Genomic DNA, 24,917 nt, shown 5'->3' on the forward strand with positions numbered 1-24,917 from the left:
ATACTGAGCAGAATGCCCTGTTGGGGCCAGCTTCACCGTGCTAATGTTGCGCATTATGCACCCCTTGGATGGCACCGACACCCGGCTGCTCTCAGCCTTGGCCGGCGACCCGCGGCGCACGGTGGTGGCGCTGGCCCAGAAGCTGGGGCTCTCCCGGAACACCGTGCAGGCCCGCATGGCCCAATTGGAGAAAAAACACGCCTTCCTGTCCTTCGAGCGACGGATCAACCCGGTATCGCTGGGGTACCCGCTGATGGCCTTCATCTCGGTCCATGTCCAGCAGCAGAAGCTGGGTCAGTTGGCCCACGACCTGGCCGGCATCCCGGAGATACTCGAAGGGTATGGCCTGACCGGCTCCGCCGACCTCCTCCTACGGGTGGTTGCCCTGGACGCCGAAGACCTCTTCCGGATCAACGGGAAGATCCTGGCGTGCGACGGCGTGGACCGCACCGACACTGCCCTGGCCATGGGCGAACTCATTCCCTTCCGCATCCAGCCGCTGCTGGACCGGGGATCCGCGGACGGGCAGGACAGCCAGGCCCCGAAAACCTGATCCCGGTGGTGTCCCTGAAACGGTCGCCGACGCCCGCGCCGAGGGCAGGGCTATAGGCTGTTCCAAGGTAGATCCGTGGGTACCGCCCAGCGGCCCCAGCAAAAAGGCAGTGCCACCGCGTTGCCGGAAAGGCTCGATGTGAGCAACCCCCAGGAACCGCACCAGCCGCCGTCCTGGCCCCAACGTCCGCAGCAGCAACCACTGGCTGGTCAGGCCGCCTCTCCCGGTCAGGGCGAATCCCCTGTTCAGCCCGGCACCCCGGGACCATATCCGGCGCCGGGGCAGTACGTTGCGGCAGGGCAGCACGCCGCGGCAGGACAGCAAGGCACCCCCGGCCCGTACGGCTCACCGGGCCCGTACGGCACTCCCCCGCCACCGCCGGCCGACAGACCGTTCGGGCTGCCCGGTAAGCAGCCCCCTGCACGCGGCCGCCGCCGGCTCTGGACCATCCTGGGTGTGGTGGGCGGCGTCCTGCTGCTGGTCATTCTCGGTGTGGTGATCCTGGCCAACGTGGTGGCCGGCCCCACCAACCATGCCCGGAGCCTTGCGGACGACTTCACCAAACTGGTCATCGCCGGCGACACCTCCAAGGCCTATGACGAGTACCTGGATCCTGCGCTGCAGAAGCAGGTGACGAAGGAGGCGTTCATCGCCGGCATCAAAACTCTCGAAATGGACAACTCCTGCAAGCCCACCTACAACGAGGTGAAGGCCAGCACGGAGAACGGAACCAAGGCAGCTGATGTGGCGGGCCTGATTTCGTGCAACGACGGAAAGAACATCGACCTTGTCTACCGCTTCGAAGGTGCTGACGAACTCAAGATGATCAACATCAAGATCAAGCCCAAGGCGTAGGGCCCAAGGCATAGTAAAAGGCCCGCGGCCCCCGAAGGGGCTGCGGGCCTTTCCACAACGTACGACGGCGGCTTCCGGGCCGCCGTCGTTCGCTTGCCTGCTGTTAGTGGTCCACGGCTTTTTCCGCACCGACTCCGGTGAGGGACCGTACTTCCATTTCGGCCTGCTTGGCCGTGTCTTCGCGCTTCTTGTCCAGCACGGTGCCGAGCCAGCCGAGGAAGAACGCCAGCGGAATCGAGACAATGCCCGGGTTGCTGAGCGGGAAGATGGCGAAGTGGGCGTCCTTGATCATGGACGTCGCCGAGCCGGAGACAACGGGCGAGAAGATGATCAGGATGATGGCCGAGCCCAGGCCGCCGTACATGCTCCACACCGCACCCTGGGTGGTGAACCGCCGCCAGAACAGGGAGTAGACGATCGTGGGCAGGTTTGCCGAAGCCGCAACGGCGAACGCAAGAGCTACCAGGAAGGCCACATTCTGTCCGTTGGCGAGGATGCCGCCCAGGATGGCGAGGATGCCGATGACCACAACGGTGCGCCGCGCCACCTTCACTTCGGTGTCGGCGTCGGCCTTCCCCTTGGAGATGACGTTGGCGTAGATGTCGTGGGCGAAGGATGCGGCCGCCGTAATGGTCAGGCCGGCAACGACGGCGAGGATGGTCGCGAAGGCTACGGCCGAGATGAAGCCGAGCAGGAGCGGGCCGCCGAGGTGGAAGGCCAGCAGCGGCGCCGCGGAGTTGACCCCGCCCGGAGCGGACTTGATGGTGTCAGCACCCACGAGTGCCGCCGCACCGTAACCCAGGACCAGGGTGAACAGGTAGAACAGGCCGATCAGCCAGATGGACCAGACCACTGACTTGCGGGCTTCCTTGGCCGTGGGCACCGTGTAGAAGCGCATCAGGACGTGAGGCAGGGCCGCTGTGCCGAGGACCAGTGCAAGGCCCAGGGACATAAAGTCCAGCTTCGAGGTTTCGGTCTTGCCGTACTGCAGTCCCGGGTTCAGGACGGCCGGGTTGCCGGAGGTTTCAACCGCTGCGCCGAGGAGGTTTGAGAGGTTGAAGCCGTAAATGGCCAATACCCAGAACGTCATGACCGCGGCACCGGCGATAAGCAGGATGGCCTTGATGATCTGGACCCAGGTGGTGCCCTTCATGCCGCCGATCAGGACGTACGTGATCATGAGCGCACCGACCACGATGATGATCAGGGACTGGCCGCCCCAGTCACTGATGCCCAGCAGCAGCGCGATCAGGCTGCCGGCGCCGGCCATCTGGGCGAGCAGGTAGAAGAAGCAGACGGCCAGGGTGGAAATGGCGGCCGCGATGCGGACGGGCCGCTGCTTGAGCCGGAAGGAGAGGACATCGGCCATGGTGAATTTGCCGGTGTTGCGGAGCAGTTCGGCCACCAGCAGCAAGGCAACCAGCCACGCCACCAGGAAGCCGATGGAGTACATGAAGCCGTCGTAGCCGTTCACGGCGATGGCCCCGGTGATGCCCAGGAAGGAGGCTGCGGAAAGGTAGTCGCCGGCGATGGCGGTCCCGTTCTGGGAACCCGTGAAGGAGCGGCCGGCCGCGTAGTAGTCCGCGGCTGTTTTGTTGTTCCGGCTGGCCCGGAGCACGATCACCATGGTGACGGCCACGAAAAGGCCGAAGATGCCCATGTTGAGGAGCGTGGTTTCCTTGAGCTGAGCGACGTCAACTGAGGTGGCGATCCCGATCATTTGTTAACTCCAGTCACGCGGTTGCCGTCTTTATCAAATTCGTGGCCTTCGATTTCGTGGCGGATCTCCGCTGCAATGGGGTCAAGCTTCCGGTTGGAGTAGCTGACATACCAGCCGGTGATGGCGAACGTCGAGATGAACTGCAGGAGGCCCAGAATCAGGCCGATGTTGATATTTCCCCACACCTTGGTGGACATGAAACCGACTGCGTAGTCTGCCAACAGAACGTACGCGAAATACCACAGCAGGAAGACTACGGCCATGGGAAATACAAAGCTACGGTGACGTTTGCGCAGTTCCTGGAACCGCGCCGTCGACTGGACTTCTTCGAAGTCCACGGACGCCGCTGCGTCCGGAGTCCGGGCATCATTACCCATCATTCCTCCTCATTGAGAGTTTGACTGGTCCACCAGCCAGCCGGTCCTGCGTGCAGGGTGCCGCCAATGTGACTGCAATCACTGTGCCCGCGCCCAGGGCCCCATTCCATAAAGTTGCCCTGAACGGTCGCCCAACGGTCACGATGCTGCGCCTAACGGCAGCCGACGCTACGCTGGCAGCATGCCGGACTCCCCCCTCCTGACTGCCGCCGCGGTTGCGGTCATCGCCTTGGCAATCGCCGTCGTCGTTGGGGTGGGAATCAAACTTCTGCGCTCCTTCCGCGAACTGGGCACCGACGCCGAGCAGGCCACCTACAAAACCCTGCACGCGGCATCCCGGGCCGGGCAGCACCTGCGCACCGGGCTCAATCCGGCAGGGGCAGCCAAAGCGAGCAAGCAGTTACGCTCCCTGCTGGGCTGCGATGCGCTGGCCATCACGGACACAGCGGGCGTCCTGGCCTGGGACGGGGCGGCGGAGGAACTGAAACCGCTGCTGATGGGACTGGCCGCCGATGTCCTGACCGGTGGGCGCACCACCGTGCTGCAGGCACGGGAACTGGGTGCCGAGCCCGCGTCCGGAGCCCTGGCCGCCGTCATCGCACCGGTGCGCGCCGGCTCGCGGGTGGTGGGAGCGGTGGCGGCGTTTGCCCCGTCGGCAGGCGCCGGGCTGGTGCGTGCCACCAGCGAAGTGGCCGACTGGGTGGCTGTCCAGGTGGAACTCGCAGAACTGGATGCATCCCGGACCCTGCTGATGGAAGCCGAAGTCCGCGCCCTGCGGGCCCAGATCAGCCCGCATTTCATCTACAACTCCCTGAACGCCATCGCTTCCTTCATCAACACGGACCCGGAGCGGGCCCGGGAGCTGGTGGTGGAATTTGCGGACTTCACCAGGTACTCCTTCCGGCGGCACGGTGACTTCACCACCCTTGCCGAGGAACTGCGCTGCATTGACAGGTACCTGCTGCTGGAACGGGCCCGGTTCGGGGAGCGGGTGCAGGTCAGCCTGCGCATCGCACCCGAGGTGCTGGGCACAGTCATTCCGTTCCTCAGCCTGCAGCCCCTGGTGGAAAACGCTGTGCGGCACGGTCTTGAGGCCAAGGAAGGCGCCGGCCACATCAGCATTACCGCCAACGATTCGGGCGCCTTTGCGGAGGTGACCATTGAGGACGACGGCGTGGGGATGGATCCTGCCGAGCTCCAGTCCATGCTTGCCGGGCACCGGGACGGGGACCACGTGGGGTTGCGCAACGTGGACGCCCGGCTCCGCCAGGTCTACGGGGACCAGCACGGCCTGGTCATAGAGACCGCACCCGGCGAGGGGACCCTGATCACCCTGCGGGTACCAAAGTCCCAGCCGGGCCACGACGCCTGAATCCGGGTCCATGATTTTGGCGCCGTCCGGCGGCTAGTCTTGGTGCATGATTAATGTCCTCGTCGCCGACGACGAGCTACCCGCCGTGGAGGAACTGGCCTACTTGCTGGGCAGGGACGACCGCATCGGCACCATTCACCGCGCTTCCTCCGGTTCCGAGGCGCTCCGGGCCCTCACCAGCGAATCCGTCGACGCCGTGTTCCTGGACATCCACATGCCCGCAGTGTCCGGTCTCGATGTTGCCCGTGCCATCGCCCGCAGCGCCAGGAAGCCGGCCGTAGTGTTCGTCACCGCGGACGAAGACTGCGCTCTGGAAGCCTTCGAACTGGCCGCCGTGGACTATTTGCTCAAACCCATCCGGGCCGAGCGGCTGGCCCGCTCCGTGAGCAGGATCAGCGAACTGCTGCGTGAGGGCGGGGGCGCCGTGCCTGAAATGATCACGGTTGACCAGGGCGGCACCACCAGGATGATCCGGCGCGACGACGTCACTTACGTCCAGGCGCAGGGAGACTATGCCCGGCTGCACACCGCGGATGCGAGCTACCTGATCCGGGTGCCGCTGGCCGACCTGGAACAGCAATGGGCGGACGCCGGCTTCATCAGGACTCATCGGTCCTACCTGGTGGCCCTGAAGCACGTCTCGTCCATGAAGCTTGCGGCCGACAGGCCCAGCGTCTCCGTGGCAGGCGCCAGTCTGCCCATCAGCCGCCGCCACCTTCCCACGGTCCGGGAAAAGCTGGAAGCCACGCGAATCCGGCCGCAGGCATGACACGGGTCCGCGTTACCGCTCCGCGCGCGGTACCCCGCCCGGCCGGAGAAACACGGGAGGCGGCGGAGGAGTCCGAGGTGGGACAGGTCTTCGTCCGGTCCCTGATCCGTTCCCAGCTGCGCCTTGCCCTTGTGGTGGCCATCGGCTTCATGCTGATCCTGGGCGCCTTCCCCGTGTTGCTGGCAGCCGTGCCCGGCCTTGCCGATACCCGGCTGTGGGGGATCCCCTTCGAATGGCTGTTGCTGGGGGCCGGGATCTACCCGGTCATCGGACTCAGCGCCTGGCTCTTCATCCGCTCGGCTGCACGGAACGAGGCCAGGTACCGCGACCTGGCCGGGGACAAGTGATCTCCCGATGAATCCCGCAGTCGGCGTGGTGGCCCTTGTTGTGGTGTCCGTGGCCACCGCCGTGATCGGCTTTTACGGACTGCGGGTTTCCCGCACCACCGGCGATTTCTATGTGGCTTCCCGGACAGTCCGGCCGTGGTGGAATGCCTCGGCCATCGGGGGCGAGTACCTGTCAGCGGCCAGCTTTTTGGGAGTGGCAGGGCTGATCCTGCTCTCGGGAACAGACGCGCTGTGGTTCCCCGTGGGCTACACGGCCGGGTACCTGATGTTGCTGCTGTTTGTGGCGGCCCCGTTGCGCCGGTCCGGGGCCTACACCATTCCTGACTTCACGGAAGCCAGGCTGGATTCGCGTGCCGTGCGGCGGGTGACCAGTCTGGTGGTGGTTGTGGTGGGCTGGCTGTACATTGTGCCGCAGCTCCACGGCGCAGCCCTCACCATCCGGATCACCACCGGACTGCCACCCTGGGTGGGCTCAGTGGCTGTGGTCGTTGTGGTGTGCCTGACCGTGGTTGCAGGCGGCATGCGCTCAATCACCTTTGTCCAGGCGTTCCAGTACTGGCTGAAGCTCACCGCTCTGGCCGTTCCGGTTCTGTTCATCGTTTTCACGCTGGCCGGCGACGGCACCGCCGCGGTGGCACCCGCGGCCGTGAACCCCACCGGAATGGCTCCCGCCGGCGCCTACCAGAACGTCTCACTGCTGGTGGCCCTGCTGTTCGGGACCCTGGGACTCCCCCATGTCCTGGTGCGGTTCTATACAAATCCCGACGGCAGTTCGGCGCGGCGGACCACCCTGATCGTGCTTGGCCTGCTCTCGGTGTTCTACCTCTTCCCGACCGCCTACGGACTGGCGGGGAGGATGTTCGCGCCGGAGCTCGCCAGGTCGGGACGGGCCGACGCCGTGGTTCTGCTGCTGCCGGGACAGCTGATCGGCGGCACCGCCGGGGACCTGCTTTCGGCGTTGGTGGTTGCCGGGGCTTTTGCTGCTTTCCTTTCCACCACCTCGGGCCTGGTGGTTTCCCTGGCCGGGGTCATCAGCCAGGACGTACTCGGCGGCGGCGTCCGCGGTTTCCGGCTTGCGGCAGTCATTTCCGCCATCGTCCCGCTGGGCTTCGCCGTGACCACTGATTCCTTGGCCCTGGCCGGCAGCGTGGGCCTGGTGTTCGCCTTCACGGCATCCACTGTGTGCCCTGTGCTGCTTTTGGGCATCTGGTGGCGCGGGCTGACCGATACCGGCGCTATCGCCGGGATGGTGACGGGCGCCGTTCTTTGCGGCGGGGCGATGGTGTGCGGGGCCGTCCTGGGTGCGGGCACACCGTTCTGGCTGGCCCAGCCGGCGGCATGGACGGTACCGGCCGCCTTTGCGGTCATGGTGTTGGTCTCCCGCGGCACCAAAGACCGGATTCCCAAAACCATGACCCGGGTCATGACACGGCTGCACACGCCTGAACGGCCGCTGGCCACCGAACGCTGAGCCCCGCGCCAGCGGTGGCTCGGAAGAGGTTGGAAGCCAGGGGCCGGCCCAAGGAATCCTCGCGATGGCACTCGCGCATGCAGCCGCGAGGGTGGACAATGGCGGCATGTCCCCGCAGGACGGATTCAGCCCGGGCGACGGCGCCCCGGACAGCGTGCCACCTTCGGTCCGGGCGCAACTGCTCGCCACCGAACACTGGAGCCTGCTGGCATCCCGCAGCACGACGCAGGGCGAAGTCCTCACACGCATCAGCATGTTCCTGACCTTGACCTCCGCCAGTCTGGTGAGCCTCGCCCTGGTGGGTCAGGCCACCAGGTTCTCGGATATTTTCCTCCTGCTGGCCGGAGTGGTGCTGTTCACGGACTTGATGGTGGGCCTGCTCACCCAGGTCCGGGTGCTCAACGTCGCCGCCGAAGACATCATGTATGTGCTTGCCATGAACAGGCTCCGGGCGGCCTACGTCGAACTGGACCCCGGTATTGCGAAGTTCATCATGGCTTCTCCCCATGACGACCAGTCCGGCTCCGTGCAGACATACTATTTCCTGGGCCGGCGGAGTTCATGGAGCCACGTTGCAGGCAGCAGCATGGTCTTCATCCATACAGTGAACTCCGCGCTCATCGCCATACTGGCCGGGCTGCTGGCGTCCGTCCTCGGTGCCGGTACGGGCATGGCCGCCGCTGCGGCGGCTGCGGCCGGACTGGCCTTCCTGGCCGGGTCTTCGATCCACGGCTACAGGTCCTATGCCTCGTTCTGGCGTGACTACAGGCCTGTCTCGCCCACGCCGTCGGACCCGGCGACACCTAGCAACGCTCGCTAGGAGCCGCCGCGGCCTGGCTAGCGCATACCGCCAGCGGAGACGGCGCCCTGCGGCCTCGTTAGTCGATGGCTGCCATGAGTTCCACCACGCGGTCCAGGAACGCATCAACCTGGGTTTCCTCGTAGCCGTCCTGGCCCGCCGCGGGGCGGAAGACGGCCCGGCGGATACTGTCCACGCTGAGCGGCTGGTCCTCCTCGAGGTAGCCGATCAGGCTATGGCAGAGATTGTCTACGTCCGAGACGTTGTAGCTGCGGGCCTTTTTCCTGGTGGGGCGCCGGAAGCGTTCCCCGTCCGGCCGGTGCAGGCGTCCCCGGAGGACGCCGGACAGGTTTCCGATCTCACGGAGCCAGGCATCCTCGCCCCGGGCGGCAATGAGTTCGTCCCGTTCGCGGCGCGCGAAAGCATCTTCGAGGCGGTCCAAGGCAGCGTCCACAACCGTTGCGGAGTAGCCGCCCTTGACCGGGTCAAAGGAGACGCTGCGGACATCCGAGCTGCTGACAGTATGGCTGGCAGCCTTGGGTGTCTCAAGGGCCACCTTGGCACGCTGCAGGAACTGATCCACCTGCTTGGCGTTGTAACCAAACTCATTGCCCCGCACGCGCTCAAACGACGCGGGAATTTTCCGTTGAAAATCCAATGCCACTGTTGTTCCTTTGTTGCTTTTCAGCTGGGTCAGGTGGGCACCATTCTATGGTGCCGCGATGTCCGGCGAGGTCGGCGGGCGTAATCAGGTGGCCAGGGCTCAGACACCCGAGACCGTGGCGAAAAGGACGAATGCCACGGGCGAGGCAAAGACGATTGAGTCCAGCCGGTCCATGACGCCGCCGTGTCCGGGCAGGATGCTGCTCATGTCCTTAATGCCGAGTTCCCGCTTGACCATGGACTCGGCGAGGTCTCCCGCGGTGGAGGCGGCGACCAGGCTGACGGCCAGGATCACCCCCACCCACCAGGGCCGGTCGAGGATGAAGATACAGGCAAGAACTCCCACGAGCGTTGCCCCGGCGATGGAGCCCGCAAACCCTTCCCAGGATTTCTTGGGGCTGATTTTCGGCGCCATGGGGTGCTTGCCGAGGGAGGCGCCCACGAGGTAACCGAACGTGTCGTTGGAGACCACCAGCAGCAGCATGACCGCCACTTGCCACGCTCCAGGCGGAATGGTCCCGCCGGGCCAGAGTCCTACCGGGGCGGCGACACCGGCCGCGTGCAGCGGCAGCGACGCGAAGCCGATGAAGAACGGCACCCAGCCGAGTGTGAAAACTCCGGCAAAGATGCTGTTCGCCGATCCGGCCGGGCTTTCCACCGACCGCCACAGCAGCACGGCCACGCAGCTCAGAAGCATGGCGAAGAGCAGGCTTTCCAGGCCACCGAAGTAGGCCGCGAACGGCATCGCGATGGTGCCCACCATGACCGGGACAATCGGCATCCGGGTTCCGTTCGCCTCCAGGGCGCGGAAAATCTCCCAGACACCGAAGATGGCAAACCCCGTCGTGACGGCGACGAAACCGAGTGGAAGGAAGAGCAGCCCACCGAGCACACCGATCAGCATGGCCAGACCCACCACAATTGCCGCCGGAAGATTCCGGCCGGCCTTGGGCGTCGGGTTGGTCCGCGGCTGTTTCCCCTTCGTGCGCGCCCTTTGTGCGGGGGCTTGCTCTGCCTGGCTCATCAGACTTCGAGCAGCTCTGCTTCCTTGCGCTTGAGCAGCTCGTCGATGCCGTCAACGTGAGCCTTGGTCAGGGTATCAAGTTCCTTCTCGGCCCGGCTGCCTTCGTCTTCGCCCGCTTCGCCATCCTTGACCAGCTTGTCCAGCGTTTCCTTGGCCTTGCGGCGGATGTTGCGGATGGAGATCTTCGCGTCCTCGCCCTTGGTCTTGACGATCTTGACGTACTCCTTGCGGCGCTCCTGCGTCAGGTCAGGGATGGTGATCCTGATGACGTTGCCGTCGTTGGACGGATTCGCGCCCACCTCGGAGTCGCTCAGGGCGCGTTCGATATCCCGCAGGGCCGTCTTGTCGAACGGGGTGATGAGGATGGTGCGGGCGTCCGGGATGGCGAAGGACGCGAGCTGCTGCAGCGGCGTTGGCGAGCCGTAGTAGTCCACCAGTACCTTGTTGTAGAGGCCGGGATTCGCCCGCCCGGTGCGGATCGAGGCGAAGTCTTCCTTGGCTACCTCGACAGCCTTGTCCATCTTCTCTTCGGCTTCGAGCAAGGTTTCTTCGATCACGGTCTCTCCTCAGAAATCAGTGCAATACCCGTACCGGCTGCACAATCGTGGTTCAGTGTTCCTGGTTCCATCGCTGGCCATGCCAGCGGCGTGGAACGGTGCTGAAATCATCCTAGCCGTAGCTAGGGGGTCACCAGGGTTCCCAGCTTTTCCCCCCGGATGGCGCGGGTAACGTTCCCTTCGCCTTCCATCCCGAAGACCACCATGGACAGGTTGTTGTCCTTGCACATGGTCATCGCAGTCTGGTCCATCACGCGGATGTCCCGGCGCAGGGCGTCGTCGTAGCTCAGGGTGTCCAGACGCTCGGCCTCCGGATCCTTCTTCGGGTCGGCGGTGTAAACGGCGTCCACGCCGCTCTTGGCCATCAGCACAACATCGGCGTGAACTTCGAGGGCCCGCTGGGCAGCGACCGTATCGGTGGAGAAATAGGGCAGTCCGGCGCCGGCACCGAAGATGACTACGCGGCCCTTTTCCATGTGGCGGATGGCGCGGCGGGGAATGTATGCCTCGGCGACCTGGCCCATGGTGATGGCGCTCTGGACCCTGGTCTCCACGCCGGCCTGCTCCAGGAAGTCCTGGAGGGCCAGGCAGTTCATGACGGTGCCGAGCATGCCCATGTAGTCAGCACGCGAGCGGTCCATACCGCTTTGGGACAGTTCGGCTCCGCGGAAGAAGTTGCCGCCACCCACCACGATGGCAACTTCGACGTCGGGAACGGCTGCGGCGATCTGCTTGGCCACACCGCGGACTGTGTCGGGATCAACGCCCAGCTTTCCGCCGCCGAAGACCTCACCTGAGAGCTTCAGGAGGACGCGGCGCCGGTTCTTGTCCGGCTGGCTTGAAGTATTGACGGCTTCCATGGGTGCCTTCCCGTTGTTGACTCTGAAAAAGGTTATCGTGCCGGACGGCCAAAGGTCTCATCCGGCCGTGACCCGGTGCATGCAAAAGGGGCGGCCACCGAAGTGGCCGCCCCTTTTGCGGATTCGACTAGGAGCCGACGCGGAAGCGTGCGAAGGACGTGCCCTTGACACCGGCCTCTTCGAGGACCTGCGCCACAGACTTCTTGGCATCCTTGGCAAATGCCTGGTCAACCAGGACCTCGCCCTTGTAGAAGCCCGTCACGCGGCCTTCCACAATCTTGGTCATGGCTGCCTCGGGCTTGCCTTCAGCCTTGGCAGTCTCCTCGGCGATGCGACGCTCAGACTCAACCAGCTCAGCCGGAACGTCTTCGCGGGTCAGGTAGTTCGGGGACATTGCAGCGATGTGGACTGCAACGTCGTGCGCTGCGGTAGCGGCGGCTTCGCCTTCACCGTCAACAGCGAACAGGACACCGACCTGGGCCGGGAGGTCCTTGGAGGTCTTGTGCAGGTACGCGTCAACCGTGCCGCCCTCGATGCGGGAGATGCGGCGGACAACAACCTTTTCGCCCAGGATGGCGCCTTCTTCGACAACAACCTCGGAGAGCGGCTTGCCGTCAACTTCGGTGGCGAGGAGGGTGTCGAGATCGGCAGCGCCGGACTCCACAGCCACGGCCAGGACCTTGTCGGCCAGCTGGATGAACTTGTCAGCCTTGGCAACGAAGTCGGTCTCGCAGTTGACCTCGATCATGACGCCGACGCCGTTGCTGACCTTCGCGGCCACCAGGCCTTCAGCGGTGGAGCGGCCTTCGCGCTTCGTAGCGCCCTTGAGGCCCTTGATGCGGATGATTTCGATGGCCTTCTCGGCGTCACCGTTGGCTTCGTCGAGAGCCTTCTTGACATCCATCATGCCGGCGCCGGTGCGCTCGCGCAGTGCCTTGATATCAGCGGCAGTGTAGTTCGCCATGTGAACCCCTCTGTCTAGAAAATTTATGTGGTGTACGGACCGACAGGACAGCGGCTCACCGGGTGAGCCGCCATCCTGTCAGTGATCCGGAGCTGCGGACAGCGCCGGAGAATCCGGATTTACTTTGTTTTACTTGTCCGCGTCGGCGGCGGGCGTTTCCGCAGCAGCCGGAGCTTCCTCTGCAACCGGAGCAGCTTCCTCGGCAGCGGGAGCAGCGGGTGCTTCCTCTGCCGGAGCAGCAGCTGCGGGAGCTTCTTCGGTCTTGCTGCCTTCGAGGAGCTCGCGCTCCCACTCAGCCAGCGGCTCTTCCGGAGCTTCGGTGGTGCCGGTTGCACGCTGGTTGCGGGCGATGAGGCCCTCAGCAACGGCGTCCGCGACAACGCGGGTCAGCAGATTCACGGAGCGGATGGCGTCGTCGTTGCCCGGGATCGGGAAGTCGACTTCGTCAGGATCGCAGTTGGTGTCCAGGATGGCCACAACCGGGATGTTCAGCTTCTTGGCTTCGTCAACAGCCAGGTGTTCCTTCTTGGTGTCCACGATCCAGAGCACGGAGGGTGCCTTGGTCAGGTTGCGGATACCGCCGAGGTTGGTCTCCAGCTTGGTGAGTTCACGGCGAAGGAGCAGCAGTTCCTTCTTGGTGTACGCGGAACCGGCGACGTCGTCGAAGTCGATTTCTTCCAGTTCCTTCATGCGCTGGATGCGCTTGGAAACGGTCTGGAAGTTGGTCAGCATACCGCCGAGCCAGCGCTGGTTCACGTAGGGCTGGCCAACGCGGGTTGCCTGCTCAGCAATTGCTTCCTGGGCCTGCTTCTTGGTGCCGACGAAGAGTACGGTGCCGCCGTGTGCAACGGTGGCCTTGACGAACTCGTAGGCGCGGTCGATGTAGGACAGCGACTGCTGCAGGTCGATGATGTAGATGCCGTTGCGCTCCGTGAAGATGAATCGCTTCATCTTCGGGTTCCAACGGCGGGTCTGGTGTCCAAAGTGGACGCCGCTGTCAAGCAGCTGGCGCATAGTTACGACGGGCATGCCGACGCTCCTTCCGGCAGGTCATTCATGAGAGAACCTTTTCAGACTCTCTTACCCTGCCAATAGTTGACGGTTGATTAGCGTGACCCAAGGCGGGCCGTGCTCCTGGCATCCATTGCGACCCTCATCAGGACCGGGGTCCTGACCGCAAGGGGCACAATCCTCCACAGGAAAGCCGGGGCTTCAGGTGGAGGTCTGGATGCGCGTAGTCAGCTGCTGTTCCCCCGCATTCCTGAATGAGGCGTGCCGACGCATACACGTTGAGGGCACAGCAAACTGCTCCACCAAGTGTACTACAGGCGCCGATATACGCCGGACAGCATCGGCTCCGCGGGAGGGCGTTTTCCACATGGCAGCACGGGGCCCTCGCGGCGGCAGAATCCGTACGGAACGCTGGGCAGATGAAAGCAACGTTCCTCTTTGCTGCCGTCCTTCTGCTGCCGGCCGCCGTTCCCCAGGCACCGGCCCCGCGCCCGGACTGGGACTGGCCGCTCACGCCCAGGCCGGCCGTCGTCCGGGCCTTTGACCCGCCGGACAAACCGTGGCTGAGCGGGCATCGCGGCGTGGACCTGGAGGCAGCGGACGACGGCGGCCCGGTCGCGTCGCCGGCATCCGGCACTGTGAGCTTCGTGGGCGTCGTCGTCGACCGTCCCGTGATCACCATCGATCACGGTGGCGGCCTGCGCAGCAGCTTTGAGCCCGTTGACAGCGCGCTGGCCACCGGAGACGTCGTGACCAAGGGCCAGATCATCGGCACGGTGCAAGCAGGTCACTGCCCCGCTCGCGGCTGCGTCCATTGGGGAGTCAGGCGGGGAGATGACTACGTCAATCCACTGCAATTCGTTACGGACCTAAGGCCGTCCATCCTGCTGCCCCTCAGTCCCGGCGCAGGGTGATGGCCGCCTTACGTACAGCCAGGGATGGCCCGCATCCCGTTTTCCTGGATCGCGATAGCCCGGGTTTGATCAGCGCTGACACGTCAGACGATGGCTGAGATGCCGGTGATGGCCCGGCCTGTGACCAGGGTGTTGACCTCGTGCGTCCCCTCGTAGGAGTAGATGGCTTCCGCATCGGCGAAGATCTTGGCCATTTCGAAGTCCGTCACAATCCCGTTGCCGCCCAGAAGGCCGCGGCCGATCGCCACGCTTTCGCGCATCCGGGCCGTGGTGAACGCTTTGGCCAGCGCGGACTGCTCGTCCTTGGCCTGGCCGGCATCCTCCAGCTGGGAAAGCCTGACCATCATCCCCATCGAGCTGACGGCGTTGCCCAGCATCTGCACCAGCTGGCTCTGGACCAGCTGGAAGGATGCCAGCGGACGGCCAAACTGATGGCGTTCCACCGCGTAGCGCCGCGCCACATCGAAGGCGGCAAGCTGCTGGCCTACCGCCTGCCAGGCGACAGCCAGCCGGGTGACCTTGAGGACCTTGTTGGTGTCACGGAAGCTGTTGGCCCCGGCGAGCTTGAAGAAGTCCGGAACCACCACATTGTCCAGGGCAATGTCGGCGTTCTGGACGGTCCGGAGTGAGATCTTGTTTTCGATCTTTGTGGCGCTGTAGCCGGGAAGCGAGGTGTCCACCAGGAATCCCTTGACCTGGTTGTCTGCGATGTCCCGCGCGTAGATGACCACCCAGTCGGAGAAGGTCGCATTGCCGATCCACCGCTTGGCGCCGTTCAGGATCCACGTGTCCCCGTCGCGCTGTGCCGTGGTGCGCGTGCCGCCGGCCACGTCAGAACCACCAAGGGGTTCGGTGAGGCCGAAAGCGCCGATCTTCTTGAGCGAGTAGATGTCCGGCAACCAGGCATCCTGCTGTTCCTGCGAGGCCAATGCCTCGATTGAGCCGGTGAAGAGTCCGTCATGGACGCCCATGAAGGTGGCGATGGAGGCGTCGGCCCGGGTGGCCTCGGCGTGAACCAGGCCGGCGAACAGGTTCGAATACCCTTGCCGGCGCACCGGGCTCACCAGGTCGATTTCAGCCAGCTTCGGAATGAGGTCCATAGGGAATTCGCCGCGGTTCCAGCAGTCCACGGCAATTGGCCGGACTTCGCGGGTGAGAAAGCCGCGGATCTCTGCCAGCCGGTCCTGCTCCTTGCCCGTCAGCAGCTGTTCAAAGGCGAAGAAGTCGCCGTCAGCGTACGGCAGGTTGTTGATGTCAATGGATTTCGTGGACATGGTTTCCTCGCTGGGATCGGCGTTGGCAGGCGGGCTTCAAGGGAGGGATTCCCGAAGGGCGATAAGTTACTGGTGAGTAACTTACCGCATTGGCCGGGCCGTCTGCAACGGCTGCGACGGAAAGGCTGCGACGGAAAGGCTGCATCCGCCAGGGGAAGGACTCGTGACCGTCGCCGCCGCAGACCATCGGCCGGGTAAAGAACTTTGGGTAGGGTCGGAGTGCAAGGATGTTGAACTCTTTTGCCTGGGGGAATTGCCATGACTGATCCGCGCCGCGAAGCGATTCTCATCCGACGGCAGGATCAGTCCGGTTTTGACGACAAGACCCCGGACGTCATCGAGTACGCTCCGGAGGGAGACTTCACCTCCCTTACCTTCCGGGTCGCGGGCGGCAGGAAGAAGTACAGCTACTCGGCCCGCAAAGTCTTGATCCTCCGCAATCCACAGCAGGAACCGATTGGCGAAATGGACGGCGTCAGCGTCCGCGGCCGTTCCGTGCAGGGCGTTACAGAAGTGTGGCGCTTCCAGGGGTCCGGGCAGACGTGGTGGCGGGTTTTTTCGTCAGCGGACGGACGCGAGCGGTACCAGACATGCCGCCTGGACGAGATCAGCATTATGCGGGCCGCAGATCCCGACGCCGGCGCCCGGGACGTTCTCCACTACTGGCGGGACGTTGTGTCCCATCTTGGCCGGAACGATCCGTTGCGCCCGTTGTATCAGAACCTCGAGAGAATCCCCCACGGGAGCGTCCTGAGCCTGTATCTCAACGGGGAGAACCCGGCGCCCCCGGCCGGGGCGGACGAACTCATTCTTCCGTTCTCCTCCAACCTCAGTCAGCGCGAAGCCCTCAGGAAAGGCCTCTCCCACCGTATTTCTGTCATCGACGGGCCGCCGGGAACGGGGAAGACGCAAACAATCCTCAACCTGGTTGCCAACATCATCAGTTCGCCGGGACAGACTGTGGGCATTGTTTCTTTCAACAACGCTGCCGTGGAGAACGTCCGCGACAAGCTCGCCAATGAAGGATTCGGCCACGTTGTTGCGGATTTGCGGCGGAGCGACGTCCGACGCGGGTTCTTCGAAGGACAACACCCCGCAAACGTGAAGGCGCAGCGCCTGGCCGGAGGTTCCGTTACTCCGATGCCGGCAGCCGGCCGGATTTCAGACCTTGATGGCGAGGTTCAGCGCCTGCAGGCGTTGGCCGGGGAAGCGGCCTTGCTTCGGCAGGAACTGGATGCCTTCCGGCTGGAGCGGCGTCACTTCAGCCTCCACGTCGAGGGGCACCAGCTGCCCCGGCTCCCAGCCCTGAAGCTCCTTAGGTTGCCGGCAATCCGTATCCTCGAATTTCTCGCTGAGACGGCGGCCATTCCCGAGGAGGAAAGCCTCCTCAGCAGACTCTTCCGCCAGTTCAAAACCCGCTTCCGCTACGGATCAACGAGGGACCTGGATCCCCAGGACACCGATGTCGTCCTGCGGCTTCAGGCCGCCTACTACGACAACAAAATCGCGGAACTGGAACGAACGTTGGAGGCAGCGGAGGAACGGCTCGCGCAGGGCAACCAGTCCGGTCTCGAAGACGAACTGAAGCACGTGTCCCGGCAGGCGCTGGAGGCGAGCCTGCATCAGCGCTATGCCGGCGCCCGGCGGCAGGATTATTCGAACGACACCTATCTGCAGCATTTCACATCCTTCGCATACGACTACCCGGTGATTCTGAGTACGTGTCACTCTCTGCGGCGAAGCATCCCCAGCGGGTTCATGCTGGACTACCTGATCATCGATGAGGCTTCCCAGGTAGACCTGCTGGCTGCGGGCCTGGCCCTCTCCTGCGCACGGAACGTCATTATTGTGGGCGATCTGAGGCAGCTCCCGCACATCCCGGACAGGAGCGCGTCCGGGCACGCCCGGCCGGCACCGGCCCCTGGTTACGACTACGGGAAGCACAGCATCCTGTCCTCTGTCGTCGAACGCTTCGGCGGCGGACTCCCCCGCACCATGCTGCGGGAACACTACCGCTGCGATCCCGCCATCATCGACTTCTGCAACCGAAAGTTTTACGGCGGTCAGCTCGTCCCGTATACCGTCAGCGACCCCGGCAGCCGGGCGCTCGTCGTGGTAAGCACCGCCCGGGGAAACCATATGCGGCAGCACCCCGGGGGCCGCACCAACCAACGTGAAGCGGAGGTCATCGCCAGAGAAGTGCTGACGACGTTCTGCTCCGGCACTGAACCTGGAAACATTGGCGTGGTCACCCCGTACCGGCGGCAGGTCGATAAAGTCGCCGAAGCCCTTCAGAACACGATTGAGAGTGCCCTGCCCAACAGCAACACCATTGAGGCCGACACGGTCCACAAGTTCCAGGGCCGTGAAAAGGACATCATCATCATGAGCACAGTCCTGGACGAGACCAAAAGCGGCCGTTCCGGGATTGAGTTTGTGGATAACCCCCAACTGGTGAACGTGGCCGTCTCCCGCGCGGTAAAACGCTTCGTTTTGGTGACCAATCACCAGATGCTGCCGGCAAGCCGCCACCTCCGGGACCTCGTCCGGTTCATCCAGTACCAGGACCCGGGGAACGAGGTATTTGACAGCGCGGTCCTCTCCGTATTCGATCTCCTCTACAAGGACTATGCGGCGGCCCTCAGACCCCTGGCGGCCCGATTGCAGAACTCGTCAAGGTTCGCTTCCGAAAACATCGTGTGGACGCTGCTCCTCGAACTCCTGGCCGAGGAGGCCTACGAAGATTTTGCCGTTGCCCAGCAGGTTGTCCTGAGGAATCTGCTCCCGGACCTTTCCAGGCTCACATCCGGGCAGGTCTCCTATGTGAGGAACCGGGCCACTGTGGACTTCGTCGTTTACAACCGCATCACCAACATGCCTGTCCTTGCAGTGGAAGTTGACGGTTTTGCCTTCCACGAGGCTGATGCCCGGCAGACAGTCCGGGACGGCCTCAAGGACGCAATCTGCCGTGCACACGGCATTCCGCTCCTCCGGCTCCCGACGACCGGCAGCGGTGAGGAACAGCTGATCCGCCGGCGCCTCGCCACCGCGATTCTGGAGAAGGAATCGAGGTGACGACGATGCCCTCCGGGCTGCGTTCCCGCAGCCCGGAGGGCATCGTCGTCGGTAGGGCTACTCGGACTTGAACCGAGGACCTTAGGATTATGAGTCCCGCGCTCTAACCAGCTGAGCTATAGCCCCGTGGCCCTGCCTGTTGCGTGGTCCCGGGTAGGGACATTGCTTTCAGCAGGGCAAAAACACTCTAGCAAACCGGGGAGGCTTCCCCGGACCACGGCGGCCGCCCGGGTCGTGCCGGGTGCCGCCCTTCCGCTCCCGCGCCGTCAGACCACTTTGTCTTCGAAGCTGGCGCCGCGGTACAGGTCCTCAAAGGTTTGCAGGGTGCCCTCGAGGCTGTGCGGTTCCACCATCCGCCGGCTGGCCTGGCCCATGGCGGCGCGCTCCTCGGCAGGCAGCTCCAGGATACGGGTGATCTTCTTCGCCAGATCGTCACTGTCGTTGGGAGTGAACAGGTAACCGTTCTCGCCGTCGCGCACCAAATGTGGAAGTGCCATGGCATCCGCCAGCACTACGGGCGTAGAGGCGGACATGGCTTCAAGTGTCACCAGGGACTGCAGCTCGGCGGTACCCGGCATGCAGAAGAGGTCGGCCTTGATATACGTTTCGCGGAGTTCCTCGTCACTGGCCAGGCCGAGGAACCTGACCCGGTTCTCGAGGCCCAGCCGTTTGGCTTGCGCTTCGAGGGCCGGGCGGACTTCACCGCCGCCAACGATCTCCAGATGGACGTTAAGCTCCGGCGGAGTCTTGGACACGGCGTTGATCAGGACGTCAATGTGCTTCTCCTCCGCCAACCGGCCCACAAAGACCACTGTCGGGTTGGCATGCGGTTCGATGACCTCACCGCGATGCAGCTCATAGGCGGCGGAGTCAATGCCGTTGGACAGGGGCAACACCTTGCGGAGGAAGGCGTGCTGGTGCATGGCCTTGGCAGCCAGCGGTGTCGGCGTCGTGACGACGTCAGCCTGCCCCATGACCTTGCCCATGTCCTTCCAGGAGATCTTGCCGATGATGTCCTTGAGCCACTGCGGGAACGGCAGGAAAGGGTTCAGGTTCTCCGGCATGAAGTGGTTGGTGGCCACGATCCTGATGCCCCGCTTCACAGCTTCGTACAGGACGTGCTCGCCAATCATGTAGTGGCTCTGGATATGCACCACATCAGGGTTGATCCGGTCGAAGAGAAGGCTGATCTCCTTCTTGATCTCCCACGGAAGACAGATACGGAAGTACTCATGCGTGAAAACGCCGTGGGAGTGAAGCCGGTGCACAGTGGCCTCGGAACGGAACTCTGTGAAGCTCGGGCCATTATCGGCGCGGCAGGCAAGCACGTTGACGTTGTGGCCGCGGGCGGTCATGCCCTTCGCCAGGCGGTAGCTGAACTGGGCGGCCCCATTCACATGAGGCGGATACGTGTCCGCGGCTATCAGGATGGTCAGGGGACGCTGGTCTGCGGGCGTTGTCACGTGAGGAGCTCCTGAAGGTCACGGTGCGCAGCTGACGCTGAATGCACCGGGTGGCCGCCGGCGCCGGAGCGCGGGGCCGCTTTGAATCGGCGGGGTAGGAAACGGCAGGGTAGGAAACGGCAGGGTGGGAAACGGCTGGGTAGGAATCGGCGGGGTAAGAACGGGTGGGAAGAAGATCGGCGGATGGAAATGTCTGGCGTTGAAAATGGGCTCTGAGGGCATCCAGGCTAGTGGGACGCCCTGCCCGCCGCCTTCCGGGCATCCTTCCTGCGTTTGGTGACCTCGGGGTGGTGCCTGGAGAGGGCGATCACCCCCACGATAGCAAGCGAAGCTGCGGTAGCCATGGCAATCGCCATCACGGCGTGGACGTCAGGGCGCAATTCGCCGAGGATCACGATGCCGATAGCAATGCCCACCATGGGATCCACAACTGTCAGGCCGGCAATGACCAGATCCGGCGGGCCGCCCGAATATGCGCTTTGGACAAACCAGGAACCCAGGCCGCCCGCTGCGACAATGGCCACCACCGAGTACCACTGGACATTGAGCAGGAACAGTCCGTTCGGGTCCAGCAGATGTTTGCCGATGATACGTGTCAGGACAGCAACAAAGCCGAAAAGCACGCCGGCGCCGAGGATGTACACAAAGGCGCTCATCCGGTGCCGGAACATGGCTGCCAGGGTTCCGAACACGCCCACGGCCAAGGCGAGCAGCAGCACTATGGTCAGCTCGTCCTCCGGATTTACGTGGTGGTTCTCCTGCGTCACATTCACGGCCAGAAGGACAAACATCGCCGACCCGGTCACGCAGGCGGCAATGGACACCATGGTGGCCCGGTTAATGGTGATGTCCTGGTCCCGCGCATTCACCACGGTGGTGATGACCAGGGCGATGGCGCCGATGGGCTGCACCACCGTCAGCGGGGCCGACACCAGAGCCACTGCGTTCATTGCCATGCCGAGGCAGAGAAGGAGCAGCCCGAGTACCCACCGCGGATTACGCAGCAGGCGGAGGAAGCCGGTTGAACTCAGTGCCAGGCCTCCGGTATCGGCTTTCACCGCACTGCCCTGCTTCTGCGCCCCCAAGGCAAGGCAGAACGCCCCGAGCACCGCCAGCAGAACCGCCACCCACACCATCAGGCGCTACCGCCGTCGTGCTCTTCGCCCGGGTGATGCGACTGCATGCGGCCTTTGCGCAGAATGGCCCAGAAGTAGTTGTAGGCGGCAATCCAGTGCCCGGCCAGGCCGAGGCCCAGGACAATCCACGCTGCTACCAGCAGTGGGCCGCCGAATGGGGAATCCAGCCGCGACAGGACCAGCAGGGGTGTGCCGAGCAGCAGGAGCCCGGTGCGGACTTTGCCGATCCGGCTCACGGGCAGGTCCGGGTGGCCATGAAAAAAGAAGAGGGTCAGTGCCAGGAGCACGGCGTCGGGCACCAGGAGCGCAGCCAGGTAGAGCCAATGGACGACGCCGGCGATGACCAGGGTGATTGCCACCGCAATCAGGGCCAGCCGGTCAGCGAGGGGATCGATCACACGGCCCAATTTGGAGGCCTGGTCAAAACGGCGTGCGACGTAGCCGTCAATCCAGTCCGAACCAGCCATCACGGCCAGGACAACAACGGCGACGCCGTACTCCTGCTCCGCAAGGACCAGCCAGATGAAAAGCGGAACACCCATGAAGCGAAGCACCGTCAGGGCGTTGGGGACGGTGAAAACGCGGTCGTGGTCGACCTGGGGGCGGTCGGAACGCGCACCAGCGCCGATGAACCTCACTCCGCTCCCCTCCTTATAAAACAGCCTGAACGTGGAACCAAGGCACAGCGTGGATGTTGCAGGCCGTTACGGATTCCGGAGCAACCGGCGCAGCAGGACCACAAAAACGGTGGCTGAGGCCGCCAGCACCGCCAGTGGCGTCCACCGGACGTTCGCGCCTTCCGTGGACTCTGCCAGTGCTGAGAATTTTTGGCCGGCGGCGTTGGTGCCTTGTGCCAGCACGGCCTTGCCCTCGCCCAGTTTTGTTTTCGCGGTATCTACCAGGAAGTTCACCTGGGGTTTGACGTCCAGCTCGCTGTCGAGTTCGTCCCGGACCTCGGCGATGTGGCGCCGCCGCTGTTCCAGCCGGCGGTGAAGCTCCGGCTCGGAAGCGTGCGGGAACTCAACCTTCTGGGCTTCGGCCTTGGCTTCCTTCTCCGCCTTGGCTTTGGCAGCGGCCTCATCCTTGGCAGCCTTTGCGGCCTTGGCCTCGGGACTCGCCGGATCAAGCAGGGCAGCGTTGAAGTCCGAGCCTTCTTTGGCGATCCCCAGATCGTATTTGATTCCCCGGATGGTTTCCTCGGGCATCAGGGGCATGGCCTTCTTAAGTTTGCGCACGCCGATCAGTGCCCCGATGAGGGCGATGATCAGGAACAGCGCGCAGACCAGCAGGGCCGCGAGCCAGGCCGGCATGATGGTGGCAAGGCCCATGATGGCCGCCACGATGAGGCCCACCACCAGGAAGGCCACAAAAACGAGGGCGACGGCGAGGAATGCTGCCGCTACCCCTACCTGGATGCCCTTGCGTTTGAGTTCGACCTTGAGGAAGGCGATTTCGTCGTTGAGTTGGCGGGGCGCGAGGCGAAAAAGTAGTTTCAGCGTTTTGGGCAGCGCGGTGATGCGCAGTCCCTGGCTGGTGCGCCCGGTGTGTCGTCCGCTCATCGGTTCCCGCCTTACATGTTGGATGGTCGATTCGGCTTCCGTGTTCTGCGGGAGCGTGCACAGGCATGGTCCCGCCCCCAAAACTACCATTCAGCTTCCGGCCAGACTTCCCCCTCCGGCCTCACGGCGCGCCTGCCACACCCGGAACGGCGCGCCGGTCCCACGGTAAACAGGAACCCCGCACGCCTAGGATTGGTCTCCGTGACCACTCACCCCAATCCGGGCGACGCCCTGAGCCGCCGGCAGAGGCTGCTGTACATCCTGCTCCTCGGTGCCCTCACCGCCTTGGGACCGTTCACCATCGATCTGTACCTGCCGGCGTTCCCCGACCTTGAGGCCAGCCTTGGAGTCACCGAGGCGCAGGTCCAGCTGACCCTGGCAGGGACCACCATCGGCTTTGCCCTGGGCCAGCTCATCGTGGGACCTTTCAGCGATAAGTTCGGCAGGCGGCTGCCGCTGATCCTTGCCACGGCCCTTCACATTGCCTCCTCCATTGGGGCGGCAATGTCCACGGACATCGCCACCCTGGGGCTCTTCCGCGTGCTGATGGGGGTGGGTGCCGCCGGCGGTGGCGTCGTGGCGCTGGCCATGGTGCGGGACCTGTTCTCCGGCTACGCCATGGTGAAGATGTTCTCCCGCATGGCCCTGGTGAATGGACTGGCTCCGATCCTTGCTCCGGTCATCGGCTCCCAGCTCCTCCTAGTGATGCCCTGGCCCGGGATCTTTGTGTTCCTGGCCTGCTACGGGGCCCTGGTGATTGTGGCGTCCCTTGTGCTGGTCCGCGAAACGCTGCCGCCGGAGAAGCGGGGCCAGTCAGGCATGACCGCCCGGCAGCGCTACAAGTCCCTCTTCACGGACCGGATCTTCGTGGGGTTGCTGGTGGTGGGCGGGATGAACTTCGCCGGGCTCTTTACGTACCTGTCTGCCTCACCCTTCCTGTTCCAGGATATTTTTGGGTTTTCGCCGCAGCAGTACGGCCTGCTCTTCGGCATCAACTCCCTGGGCATCGTGGCCGGCGTCCAGATCAGTTCACGGCTCATCCGGCGCGTCCCGCCGCAATGGATCGTTGCCGGCTCCACAGCCTGGATGTTCCTCATGGCCTTGCTGATCGTGATTTTCGATCAGGCGGGCCTGGGACTGTGGGGCGTGCTTGTACCGCTCTGGTTCTACATCCTGGGCACCGGTTTCACCTTCCCCTGCGTGCAGGTCCTGGCCCTGGCCAGCCACGGCGCGCAGGCCGGGACGGCGGCTTCGCTTCTGGGCGCGGCCACTTTCATGACGGCGGGCCTGATCTCGCCGGTGGTGGGCTGGCTGGGCATCACCAGCGCCGCGCCCATGGGCGCCGTCCAGGCTGCATGCATCCTGGCGGCCATCGCCGGCCTCTGGCTGATCGTCAGGCCCCGGACCGTGCCGGCGATCCAGTGAACAGGGCGATCCAAGTGAAGCGGGCGATCCAAGCGAAACGGGCGATCCGGTGAAGCGGGGCGATCCGGTGAAGCGCAGACCGCACCGCAACCCCCGCGGCCTGTTCCTCGGGGCGGTACTGGGCGCCGTCGCCGGCTACTTCGTGGGGCGGGTCATGGGCAACGGTGCCATGGGCATCATCCTGGGGGCGCTGGCAGGCTCCGCGCTGCTGTACCGCGTCAACCCGGGCCCCTGGAACCGCCGCTGACAGCAGGAACCAGCCGCAACGGCGCCGGGGTCAGCACCTGCCGTGGCGCGCACTCCCGCGATAAAATAATTCCGTGCCCAGCTGGCAGTCCCCCTCGCCGCTCCCGGCCACATGGCAACGTTGCGACTCCGGCATCCTGCCACTGTGGTGGGACCGGCTGTGCGCCCAGACCGGCCAGCAGTCCGCAGCCCTCTATGCCGCTGGTCTTTTCACGGAAGACCGGCGCCGGCCCATCGCCCAATGGTTCAACCCCGCCTTCAGCGCAGCCCTCCTGGTGGCCCCGGAGACCTCCCCTGAATGGCCGGTGCAGCGCTTTGGCATCTTTTACGCGCCCCCGGGCACGGGCTTTGTCCGTGTCCACTCAGCGCCGCACGAATGGCACCCCCGCGAACCCCGCAAGTCACCCACCGAGCAGGAGGCCTTCCAGGCCGCGATTGCGGAAGCCGAACGCTTCCTGCAGGTGGAAATGGACTTCGTCTGAA

At 64.3% G+C, this 24,917-nt stretch carries 25 protein-coding genes and 1 tRNA gene; 12 read left to right on the forward strand and 14 right to left on the reverse strand.

All coding sequences use genetic code 11. The annotated features are described in order from the left end of the window. Positions 1-55: 55 nt before the first annotated feature. Positions 56-553 carry an Lrp/AsnC family transcriptional regulator gene (locus PY310_RS02185; RefSeq protein ID WP_275212509.1) on the forward strand — a complete coding sequence of 166 codons (498 nt, stop codon included), beginning with the start codon at positions 56-58 and terminating at the stop codon, positions 551-553. 75 nt (positions 554-628) lie between these two features. Next, entirely contained in the window at positions 629-1,408 is a 780-nt protein-coding gene (locus tag PY310_RS02190) for a hypothetical protein (protein WP_275212510.1), read from the forward strand. A gap of 103 nt (positions 1,409-1,511) precedes the next feature. Here the strand turns inward: PY310_RS02190 and PY310_RS02195 are convergent, their stop codons facing one another. Further along, a complete protein-coding gene (locus PY310_RS02195) occupies positions 1,512-3,128 on the reverse strand; it encodes a solute symporter family protein (protein WP_275212511.1) in 1,617 nt (538 codons plus the stop codon). Beyond that, complete coding sequence (locus PY310_RS02200) at positions 3,125-3,505, reverse strand: DUF485 domain-containing protein (protein WP_275212807.1); 381 nt, start codon at positions 3,503-3,505, stop codon at positions 3,125-3,127. The genes PY310_RS02195 and PY310_RS02200 overlap by 4 nt, the downstream gene beginning before the upstream one ends. 181 nt (positions 3,506-3,686) lie before the next feature. Between PY310_RS02200 and PY310_RS02205 the strand changes: the two genes are divergently transcribed. From PY310_RS02205 to PY310_RS02225, 5 genes are all read left to right on the forward strand, one after another. Then, positions 3,687-4,877, forward strand: coding sequence for a sensor histidine kinase (locus PY310_RS02205; RefSeq protein ID WP_275212512.1), 1,191 nt, complete (start codon positions 3,687-3,689; stop codon positions 4,875-4,877). 46 nt (positions 4,878-4,923) lie between these two features. Beyond that, a complete protein-coding gene (locus PY310_RS02210) occupies positions 4,924-5,646 on the forward strand; it encodes a LytR/AlgR family response regulator transcription factor (protein ID WP_275212513.1) in 723 nt (240 codons plus the stop codon). Continuing rightward, positions 5,643-5,993 (forward strand): DUF485 domain-containing protein, encoded by a 351-nt coding sequence (locus PY310_RS02215; protein ID WP_275212514.1) that lies wholly within the window; start codon positions 5,643-5,645, stop codon positions 5,991-5,993. The genes PY310_RS02210 and PY310_RS02215 overlap by 4 nt, the downstream gene beginning before the upstream one ends. A gap of 7 nt (positions 5,994-6,000) precedes the next feature. After that, positions 6,001-7,464 (forward strand): sodium/solute symporter, encoded by a 1,464-nt coding sequence (locus PY310_RS02220; RefSeq protein ID WP_275212515.1) that lies wholly within the window; start codon positions 6,001-6,003, stop codon positions 7,462-7,464. Positions 7,465-7,570: 106 nt separating this feature from the next. Next, complete coding sequence (locus PY310_RS02225; protein WP_275212808.1) at positions 7,571-8,284, forward strand: hypothetical protein; 714 nt, start codon at positions 7,571-7,573, stop codon at positions 8,282-8,284. A gap of 58 nt (positions 8,285-8,342) precedes the next feature. Here the strand turns inward: PY310_RS02225 and PY310_RS02230 are convergent, their stop codons facing one another. From PY310_RS02230 to rpsB, 6 genes are all read right to left on the reverse strand, one after another. Then, complete coding sequence (locus PY310_RS02230; RefSeq protein ID WP_275212516.1) at positions 8,343-8,927, reverse strand: DivIVA domain-containing protein; 585 nt, start codon at positions 8,925-8,927, stop codon at positions 8,343-8,345. Between the two features lie 99 nt (positions 8,928-9,026). Continuing rightward, the gene (locus PY310_RS02235) at positions 9,027-9,950 is read right to left on the reverse strand and encodes a phosphatidate cytidylyltransferase (protein ID WP_275212517.1); all 924 of its coding nucleotides are present in this window, start codon (positions 9,948-9,950) and stop codon (positions 9,027-9,029) included. Continuing rightward, the gene (frr, locus tag PY310_RS02240) at positions 9,950-10,507 is read right to left on the reverse strand and encodes a ribosome recycling factor (protein WP_275212518.1); all 558 of its coding nucleotides are present in this window, start codon (positions 10,505-10,507) and stop codon (positions 9,950-9,952) included. Before frr ends, PY310_RS02235 begins: the two co-directional genes overlap by 1 nt. A 122-nt stretch (positions 10,508-10,629) precedes the next feature. Continuing rightward, complete coding sequence (gene pyrH / locus PY310_RS02245; RefSeq protein ID WP_275212519.1) at positions 10,630-11,367, reverse strand: UMP kinase; 738 nt, start codon at positions 11,365-11,367, stop codon at positions 10,630-10,632. Positions 11,368-11,494: 127 nt separating this feature from the next. Continuing rightward, on the reverse strand, positions 11,495-12,331 hold the full coding sequence (gene tsf, locus PY310_RS02250) for a translation elongation factor Ts (protein WP_275212520.1): 837 nt from the start codon (positions 12,329-12,331) through the stop codon (positions 11,495-11,497). Between the two features lie 129 nt (positions 12,332-12,460). Continuing rightward, positions 12,461-13,360 carry a 30S ribosomal protein S2 gene (rpsB, locus tag PY310_RS02255; protein WP_275212521.1) on the reverse strand — a complete coding sequence of 300 codons (900 nt, stop codon included), beginning with the start codon at positions 13,358-13,360 and terminating at the stop codon, positions 12,461-12,463. A 401-nt stretch (positions 13,361-13,761) separates the two neighbouring features. On the opposite strand from rpsB, the gene PY310_RS02260 reads away from it, so the two are divergent. Continuing rightward, the gene (locus PY310_RS02260) at positions 13,762-14,256 is read left to right on the forward strand and encodes a M23 family metallopeptidase (protein WP_275212522.1); all 495 of its coding nucleotides are present in this window, start codon (positions 13,762-13,764) and stop codon (positions 14,254-14,256) included. Positions 14,257-14,339: 83 nt separating this feature from the next. Here PY310_RS02260 and PY310_RS02265 read toward each other — a convergent pair whose 3' ends face one another. Then, positions 14,340-15,530, reverse strand: coding sequence for an acyl-CoA dehydrogenase family protein (locus PY310_RS02265; RefSeq protein WP_275212523.1), 1,191 nt, complete (start codon positions 15,528-15,530; stop codon positions 14,340-14,342). A 258-nt stretch (positions 15,531-15,788) separates the two neighbouring features. On the opposite strand from PY310_RS02265, the gene PY310_RS02270 reads away from it, so the two are divergent. Continuing rightward, on the forward strand, positions 15,789-18,605 hold the full coding sequence (locus PY310_RS02270) for an AAA domain-containing protein (RefSeq protein ID WP_275212524.1): 2,817 nt from the start codon (positions 15,789-15,791) through the stop codon (positions 18,603-18,605). 52 nt (positions 18,606-18,657) lie between these two features. On the opposite strand, the gene PY310_RS02275 is transcribed toward PY310_RS02270, so the two are convergent. From PY310_RS02275 to PY310_RS02295, 5 genes are all read right to left on the reverse strand, one after another. Continuing rightward, a tRNA-Ile gene (locus PY310_RS02275) sits at positions 18,658-18,731 on the reverse strand. 140 nt (positions 18,732-18,871) lie between these two features. Continuing rightward, the gene (locus PY310_RS02280) at positions 18,872-20,068 is read right to left on the reverse strand and encodes a glycosyltransferase (protein WP_275212525.1); all 1,197 of its coding nucleotides are present in this window, start codon (positions 20,066-20,068) and stop codon (positions 18,872-18,874) included. 227 nt (positions 20,069-20,295) lie between these two features. Continuing rightward, positions 20,296-21,204, reverse strand: a complete 909-nt coding sequence (locus PY310_RS02285) for a DMT family transporter (RefSeq protein ID WP_275212526.1) — start codon at positions 21,202-21,204, stop codon at positions 20,296-20,298. Further along, entirely contained in the window at positions 21,204-21,842 is a 639-nt protein-coding gene (locus PY310_RS02290) for a CDP-alcohol phosphatidyltransferase family protein (RefSeq protein ID WP_275212527.1), read from the reverse strand. The genes PY310_RS02285 and PY310_RS02290 overlap by 1 nt, the downstream gene beginning before the upstream one ends. Positions 21,843-21,908: 66 nt before the next feature. Continuing rightward, a complete protein-coding gene (locus PY310_RS02295) occupies positions 21,909-22,763 on the reverse strand; it encodes a phage holin family protein (RefSeq protein ID WP_275212528.1) in 855 nt (284 codons plus the stop codon). A 201-nt stretch (positions 22,764-22,964) separates the two neighbouring features. Between PY310_RS02295 and PY310_RS02300 the strand changes: the two genes are divergently transcribed. From PY310_RS02300 to PY310_RS02310, 3 genes are all read left to right on the forward strand, one after another. Further along, on the forward strand, positions 22,965-24,188 hold the full coding sequence (locus PY310_RS02300) for a multidrug effflux MFS transporter (RefSeq protein WP_275212529.1): 1,224 nt from the start codon (positions 22,965-22,967) through the stop codon (positions 24,186-24,188). Between the two features lie 67 nt (positions 24,189-24,255). Beyond that, positions 24,256-24,435 carry a hypothetical protein gene (locus PY310_RS02305; RefSeq protein ID WP_275212530.1) on the forward strand — a complete coding sequence of 60 codons (180 nt, stop codon included), beginning with the start codon at positions 24,256-24,258 and terminating at the stop codon, positions 24,433-24,435. Positions 24,436-24,508: 73 nt separating this feature from the next. Further along, entirely contained in the window at positions 24,509-24,916 is a 408-nt protein-coding gene (locus PY310_RS02310) for a hypothetical protein (RefSeq protein ID WP_275212531.1), read from the forward strand. The last annotated feature ends 1 nt before the right edge of the window (position 24,917 follow it).

The sequence above is a fragment of the Pseudarthrobacter naphthalenicus genome (assembly GCF_029076445.1).
Lineage (GTDB): Bacteria > Actinomycetota > Actinomycetes > Actinomycetales > Micrococcaceae > Arthrobacter > Arthrobacter naphthalenicus.

Excerpts from the sequence above, each read along its gene's own strand:
- PY310_RS02235 (WP_275212517.1), bottom strand. The coding sequence starts at position 9,950 with ATGAGCCAGGCAGAGCAAGCCCCCGCACAAAGGGCGCGCACGAAGGGG.
- PY310_RS02265 (WP_275212523.1), bottom strand. The coding sequence starts at position 15,530 with ATGTCCACGAAATCCATTGACATCAACAACCTGCCGTACGCTGACGGC.
- PY310_RS02195 (WP_275212511.1), bottom strand. The coding sequence starts at position 3,128 with ATGATCGGGATCGCCACCTCAGTTGACGTCGCTCAGCTCAAGGAAACC.
- PY310_RS02225 (WP_275212808.1), top strand. The coding sequence starts at position 7,571 with ATGTCCCCGCAGGACGGATTCAGCCCGGGCGACGGCGCCCCGGACAGC.
- PY310_RS02210 (WP_275212513.1), top strand. The coding sequence starts at position 4,924 with ATGATTAATGTCCTCGTCGCCGACGACGAGCTACCCGCCGTGGAGGAA.
- PY310_RS02260 (WP_275212522.1), top strand. The coding sequence starts at position 13,762 with ATGAAAGCAACGTTCCTCTTTGCTGCCGTCCTTCTGCTGCCGGCCGCC.
- PY310_RS02185 (WP_275212509.1), top strand. The coding sequence starts at position 56 with ATGCACCCCTTGGATGGCACCGACACCCGGCTGCTCTCAGCCTTGGCC.
- PY310_RS02270 (WP_275212524.1), top strand. The coding sequence starts at position 15,789 with ATGACTGATCCGCGCCGCGAAGCGATTCTCATCCGACGGCAGGATCAG.
- pyrH (WP_275212519.1), bottom strand. The coding sequence starts at position 11,367 with ATGGAAGCCGTCAATACTTCAAGCCAGCCGGACAAGAACCGGCGCCGC.
- tsf (WP_275212520.1), bottom strand. The coding sequence starts at position 12,331 with ATGGCGAACTACACTGCCGCTGATATCAAGGCACTGCGCGAGCGCACC.
- PY310_RS02205 (WP_275212512.1), top strand. The coding sequence starts at position 3,687 with ATGCCGGACTCCCCCCTCCTGACTGCCGCCGCGGTTGCGGTCATCGCC.
- PY310_RS02215 (WP_275212514.1), top strand. The coding sequence starts at position 5,643 with ATGACACGGGTCCGCGTTACCGCTCCGCGCGCGGTACCCCGCCCGGCC.
- PY310_RS02220 (WP_275212515.1), top strand. The coding sequence starts at position 6,001 with ATGAATCCCGCAGTCGGCGTGGTGGCCCTTGTTGTGGTGTCCGTGGCC.
- rpsB (WP_275212521.1), bottom strand. The coding sequence starts at position 13,360 with ATGCCCGTCGTAACTATGCGCCAGCTGCTTGACAGCGGCGTCCACTTT.
- PY310_RS02285 (WP_275212526.1), bottom strand. The coding sequence starts at position 21,204 with ATGGTGTGGGTGGCGGTTCTGCTGGCGGTGCTCGGGGCGTTCTGCCTT.
- PY310_RS02295 (WP_275212528.1), bottom strand. The coding sequence starts at position 22,763 with ATGAGCGGACGACACACCGGGCGCACCAGCCAGGGACTGCGCATCACC.
- PY310_RS02200 (WP_275212807.1), bottom strand. The coding sequence starts at position 3,505 with ATGGGTAATGATGCCCGGACTCCGGACGCAGCGGCGTCCGTGGACTTC.